Origin of the sequence: Streptomyces sp. SID3212 (genome assembly GCF_009865405.1) — a bacterium.
Classification (GTDB): Bacteria; Actinomycetota; Actinomycetes; order Streptomycetales; family Streptomycetaceae; genus Streptomyces.
The window spans coordinates 1-5499 of sequence record NZ_WWJY01000046.1 but is presented as its reverse complement, the minus strand read 5'-3'; the positions used below and the strand labels follow the sequence as shown (position 1 = coordinate 5499).

Annotated in this window: 5 protein-coding genes; 2 read left to right on the top strand and 3 right to left on the bottom strand. The window is 71.8% G+C overall.

The genetic code is table 11. From position 1 onward, the window contains the following. Together GT042_RS01940 and GT042_RS01935 are read left to right on the top strand one after the other, a co-directional pair. Positions 1–595 (top strand): (2Fe-2S)-binding protein (locus tag GT042_RS01940; RefSeq protein ID WP_161306953.1); only part of this gene is annotated, 595 nt, incomplete at its 5' end. A gap of 249 nt (positions 596–844) precedes the next feature. Further along, positions 845–1903 (top strand): DUF2637 domain-containing protein, encoded by a 1059-nt coding sequence (locus tag GT042_RS01935; RefSeq protein ID WP_161306952.1) that lies wholly within the window; start codon positions 845–847, stop codon positions 1901–1903. A 196-nt stretch (positions 1904–2099) separates the two neighbouring features. On the opposite strand, the gene GT042_RS01930 is transcribed toward GT042_RS01935, so the two are convergent. From GT042_RS01930 to GT042_RS01920, 3 genes are all read right to left on the bottom strand, one after another. After that, positions 2100–2495, bottom strand: a complete 396-nt coding sequence (locus tag GT042_RS01930) for an ATP-binding protein (protein ID WP_202532229.1) — start codon at positions 2493–2495, stop codon at positions 2100–2102. Between the two features lie 115 nt (positions 2496–2610). After that, complete coding sequence (locus tag GT042_RS01925; protein WP_161306950.1) at positions 2611–4353, bottom strand: pyruvate dehydrogenase; 1743 nt, start codon at positions 4351–4353, stop codon at positions 2611–2613. 77 nt (positions 4354–4430) lie between these two features. Further along, on the bottom strand, positions 4431–5499 hold a 1069-nt coding region (locus tag GT042_RS01920; protein ID WP_237530392.1), incomplete at its 5' end, for a protein phosphatase 2C domain-containing protein.

Sequence of the window (5499 nt, the reverse complement as noted above, 5' to 3'; positions counted from 1 at the left end):
TTTCGCGCTGCACCGCTACGCGTGGCCCGCCTGCCTCCTGGTCACCCTGCCGTGGTTCCTGCACCGCCGGGTGCCGCGGGTGCCCGTGGCGGACGTCGCCTTCCAGCGGGTGCGGGGCAGGATGGCCGTCCGGACCGGGTCGTTCGCCTGCCTGCCGGACGATCCCGCCGCCGGGCACCCGGACGCCCGGGTCGTACCGGACGAGGAGGCGCTGCGCGCCGAGGTGCGCGCGGCCGTCGCGGAGCACCTCGGGCCGGTGCTGGAGGGCTTCGCCCCCCGGATGCGCCGGGGCCGGCGGGCGCTGTGGGGCATGGCGACCGACGAGATCGTCGAGGGCCTCTGGTACGTCGCCCACCTGCTGGGCGAGGAGGACCGGGCGATGGCGGAGCTGGAGCTGCTGCTGCCGGGCACCACGGGTCCTTACGTGGGCGCCGCGGGCTTCCGTGAGCTGACCGGACCCGACGGCGCGCCCCTCGCGACCCGCGACCGGGCGAGTTGCTGCCTGTACTACACACTGCGTCCCGACGACACGTGTGTCACCTGCCCGCGTACGTGTGACGCCGACCGTGTCGGTAAATTGACCGCGAACGTCTGATCCGGCTCTGACCTCGCACTCCGGTCGTCCGCGCCTGACTGCCCGTCACCCGGCGGCTCCACGCCACCCGCAGGGGTGATATTAATCGGACATGACAGCCGCTTTGCGCACGGCAGTTCGAGCCGAGCGTGCCTATTTGTGCGCCTCTCCGCCCCGTTGGCGTTGTCTTGGCCCAAAACCCCCTGAGGGACACCGCACTTCCGCCAATATGGCGCCCGATACGCCCTACTGCGATGCAAGGAACACCGCATGCGACTGACCGACATATCGCTGGACTGGCTGCTCCCCGGCGGCGTGCTGCTCGTCGGAATCCTGGTGGCGGTGGCGATCCTCGCGCGCGGCAAGCGCGCCGGTGAGAAAACCGCGACCGAGGACTCCTGGGAACGCACCGAGGAGCGCCGCAGGCGCAAGGAAGCGATCTACGGAACCGCCTCGTACGCCCTGCTCTTCTGCTGCGCCGCGGTCGCCGCGGCGCTCTCCTTCCACGGCCTGGTCGGTTTCGGCCAGGAGAACCTGAACCTGACCGGCGGCTGGGAGTACCTCGTCCCGTTCGGCCTGGACGGCGCGGCGATGTTCTGCTCCGTCCTGGCCGTGCGTGAGGCCAGCCACGGTGACGCGGCTCTCGGTTCACGGCTGCTGGTGTGGCTGTTCGCCGGCGCCGCCGCGTGGTTCAACTGGGTCCACGCACCCCGCGGCCTCGGCCACGCGGGCGCGCCCCAGTTCTTCGCCGGCATGTCCCTCTCGGCCGCGGTGCTCTTCGACCGCGCGCTGAAGCAGACCCGCCGTGCGGCGCTGCGCGAGCAGGGCCTCGTGCCCCGCCCGCTGCCGCAGATCCGGATCGTACGGTGGCTGCGCGCGCCCCGCGAGACCTTCGGCGCCTGGTCGCTGATGCTGCTCGAAGGCGTTCGCACCCTGGACGAGGCGGTCGAGGAGGTCCGTGAGGACAAGCGGACGAAGGAGCAGAACCGGCACCGCAGGCGGGAGCAGCAGAAGCTGGACCGGGCGCAGATCAAGGCGCTCAACCGGCAGCACCGCGCCTGGGGCCGGGGACGCGGCGGTGGCCGCCAGATCCCGCTGCCCGCCGTGACCGCGCCAGGAGGGTCCGTGCCGGCCGTCGAGGCCGCCGCGGAGCCTGCTATACCCGAGCCGGGACAACTGCCCTATCGCTCCCGGCTCTCCCTTCAGCCCGCGACGGGCAGTGAAGCCCCCCGTACCGTCGACCTCACCGCTGAGGACGACACCCAGGCCTTGCCGCGGCTCGACTCCCTGGAGCGCAAGCTCAAGGACCTGGAGCAGCAGTTCGGCTGAGATCCCCGTGTGCGCGACTCGCGGCTCACCCCGCGCGGCTCGCGCGGGAGCTTCGCACCCATCGGACCGGTGTGGCGGAACAACCGTCACGCCGGTCCGGCGTTTGCGGCGGCATCGCGTCCACCGCGTCCCCTGCCTGTACGGCGCTGGTACGTCGCCGGTACGGCTGGCTCGGTGCGCCCGCGCCCCCGCGGGCTCAGGCGGCGGCCTCGCCGTTCATCTCGAACCAGACCACCTTTCCCAGTGGCCTCGTCCGTATCCCCCAGTCGTCCGCGAGACTGCGCACCAGCGCGAGTCCCCTGCCGTGCGTGGCGTCGTCGGCGGCCCGTACCGGGGCCAGGGGCGGCCCGGCGGGCGGTGCGGCGAAGTCCCGTACCTCCACGCGCAGTCGGGAGTCCGCGATGGTCGCCGTGACCACCGCGCCCCGCTCGGTGTGCACCAGCGCGTTGGTGACCAGCTCACTGATGAGCAGCTCCGCCACCTCCGCGCAGTCCCTCTCCTGCCAATGTCTCAGCATCTCCCGTAAGGCGTGACGCACCTCCGGGACGGCCGCGAGATCGGCACCTCCCATTCGGCGCCGCAATCCAGCCATCCTTCTGTCCCCCCGCTCGTACCGGCTTCTACTCCTGTCTCGATATCTACAGGAGATGCATGCCCGACACGGGACCGCTCACGCATTCCGGTTCGCATCCCGGGGGCGCACGGAATCAGGGACGGGGCACGTTGCGAAGGTTGGAGCGCGCCATCTGGACCATGCGCCCCACCCCGCCGTCCAGGACGACCTTGCTCGCCGAGAGCGCGAAGCCCGTGACCATGTCCGCCTTGATCTTGGGCGGGATGGAGAGCGCGTTCGGGTCGGTCACCACGTCGACCAGGGCGGGCCCCTTGTGCTTGAAGGCCTCCTTGAGCGCGCTGCCGAGCTGCCGGGGCTTCTCGACCCGTACACCGAAGGCACCGGCCGCCCGCGCGATGGCCGAGAAGTCGGGGTTGTGGTTGGTGGTGCCGTACGACGGCAGTCCCGCCACCATCATCTCCAACTCCACCATGCCGAGGGCCGAGTTGTTGAAAAGGACGATCTTCACCGGCAGGTCGTACTGCACGAGGGTGAGGAAGTCGCCCATCAGCATGGAGAATCCGCCGTCGCCCGACATCGCGACGACCTGGCGCCCCCGGTCGGTGAACTGGGCGCCGATCGCCTGGGGCAGGGCGTTGGCCATCGAGCCGTGGCTGAACGAACCGATGACACGGCGGCGGCCGTTGGGGGTGAGGTAGCGGGCGGCCCAGACGTTGTTCATGCCGGTGTCGACGGTGAAGACGGCGTCGTCATCGGCGAGTTCGTCCAGGACGGACGCGACGTACTCCGGGTGGATGGGAGTGTGTTTCTGCACGTTGCGGGTGTAGGCCTTGACCACGCCTTCGAGAGCGTCCGCGTGTTTCTTCAGCATCTTGTCGAGGAACTTGCGGTCCGTCTTCACCTTCACCCGGGGGGTCAGGCACCTCAGTGTCTCGCGTACGTCGCCCCACACCGCGAGGTCCAGCTTGGAGCGGCGGCCGAGGTGCTCCGGCCGCACGTCGACCTGGACGATCTTGACGTCGTCGGGGAGGAAGGCGTTGTACGGGAAGTCCGTGCCGAGCAGGATCAGCAGGTCGCACTCGTGGGTGGCCTCGTAGGCGGCGCCGTAGCCGAGGAGCCCGCTCATCCCGACGTCGTACGGATTGTCGTACTGGATCCACTCCTTGCCGCGCAGGGCGTGGCCGACGGGGGATTTGACGCGTTCGGCGAACTCCATGACCTCGGCGTGGGCGCCGGCCGTGCCGCTGCCGCAGAAGAGGGTGACGCGCTTCGCCTCGTCGATCAGGCGGGCGAGCTTGTCGATCTCGGCGTCGGCGGGGCGTACGGAGGGGATGGAGGTGACCAGCGCGTGCTCGGCCGCCCGTTCGGGGGCGGGCGCGTCGGCGATGTCACCCGGGAGGGTGACGACGCTGACCCCGCCCTGGCCGATCGCGTGCTGGATCGCGGTCTGGAGGAGGCGGGGCATCTGCTTCGGGTTGGAGATCATCTCGCTGTAGTGACTGCACTCCCGGAACAGCTGGTCGGGGTGGGTCTCCTGGAAGTAGCCGAGGCCGATCTCGCTGGAGGGGATGTGCGAGGCGAGGGCGAGGACGGGGGCCATGGAGCGGTGGGCGTCGTACAGGCCGTTGATGAGGTGCAGGTTGCCGGGGCCGCAGGAGCCGGCGCAGGCGGCGAGTCTGCCGGTGATCTGGGCCTCGGCGCCGGCCGCGAAGGCGGCCGTCTCCTCGTGCCTGACCTGCACCCATTCGATGGCGGAGTTGCGGCGGATGGCATCGACGACGGGGTTGAGGCTGTCGCCGACGACTCCGTACATCCGCTGGACACCGGCCCTGGCGAGGATGTCGACGAACTGCTCCGCCACGTTCTGCTTGGCCATGGGTAGGTGCCCTCTCTCGTCTCCGGTCGCCGGTGTCCGGCCGCCGCCCTGGGTCCATCAACCCACGGCGGGCGGGGTTACGCCTCCCAGACGGCGACGGCCGTGCGGTCGTCCGCGTAGCCCTTGACCCTGAGTTGGGTGTCCGCCAGATAGGACGCCAAACCTGGCGGTTCGGCGGATCCCCAGCGGTCGGCCAGCTCGGCCGCGAGGGCCGGGACGCCGCGCAGCGGTTCGGCGAGGCCGGGGCTGCACAGGAGGAGGGTGTCGCCCGGGAGGGCGACGGAGGCCCGGAAGCGGAACGGTTCGGCCTGCGGGGGCACCGGCTCCTCGACGTACGGGGCGGGGGGTGTCGGGATGCCGAGGTCCACGGTCAGCCGGTCACGGCGGGGGGTCTCGGCGGGCCGGGAGCCGAAGCCGACGACGGGGTCGCCGGTGAGGGCGGCGGGGTCGGGGGCGGCGGGCTCCAGGTCCTGCCAGGCGCCGTCCCTGAGGCGGAAGAGGCCGCCGCCGCCGACCCCGAAGAAGACGCGGGTACGGCAGTCGGGGTCGGCGGAGAGCAGCAGGCAGCGCAGGCTCGCGGTGTACGCCTCGGGCGGGAGGCCCAGCTCGGCGGCGCGGGCGCGGAGCTTGCCGTAGCCGCGGTCGGTGAGCCGTTGCAGGCCGGCCTTGAGGTCGCCCCTGCGGCCGGCCCTTATGTCGTCGGAGAGCCGGCTGTGGCTGCGCCCCACGGCACCGCCGATCCAGTGACAGGCGTCGGCGGCGGCGAGGTGGGCGCCCTCGGTGGCGCGGGCGCCGGTGGCGACGGCGACGAGGATGAGCGCGGCGTCGCCTTCCCCGAAGCGCGCGGTGAGCAGCGTGTCGCGGCGGGGCTCGCCCCGGTAGCGCCCGGAATCGCCGCGTACGGAGGCGGCGCGCAGGGTGTACGTCCCGTAGCGGGCGCCGTCGAGCACGGTGTCCGCGACGAGCTCGCGCAGGCGGTCGGCGTGGGCCGGGGGCAGGGCGGTGGGCTCGGGGTCGTAGGTGGGCGGCCCCGCACCGAGATACCCGACGCCGGGCCGCTCGGGGGCGGGAAAGTCCTCGGCACTGTCCCGCCCGGCGGCGGCGAGCGCCACAACGGACCGCCCGTCCTCGACCCGGGGCTCGCCG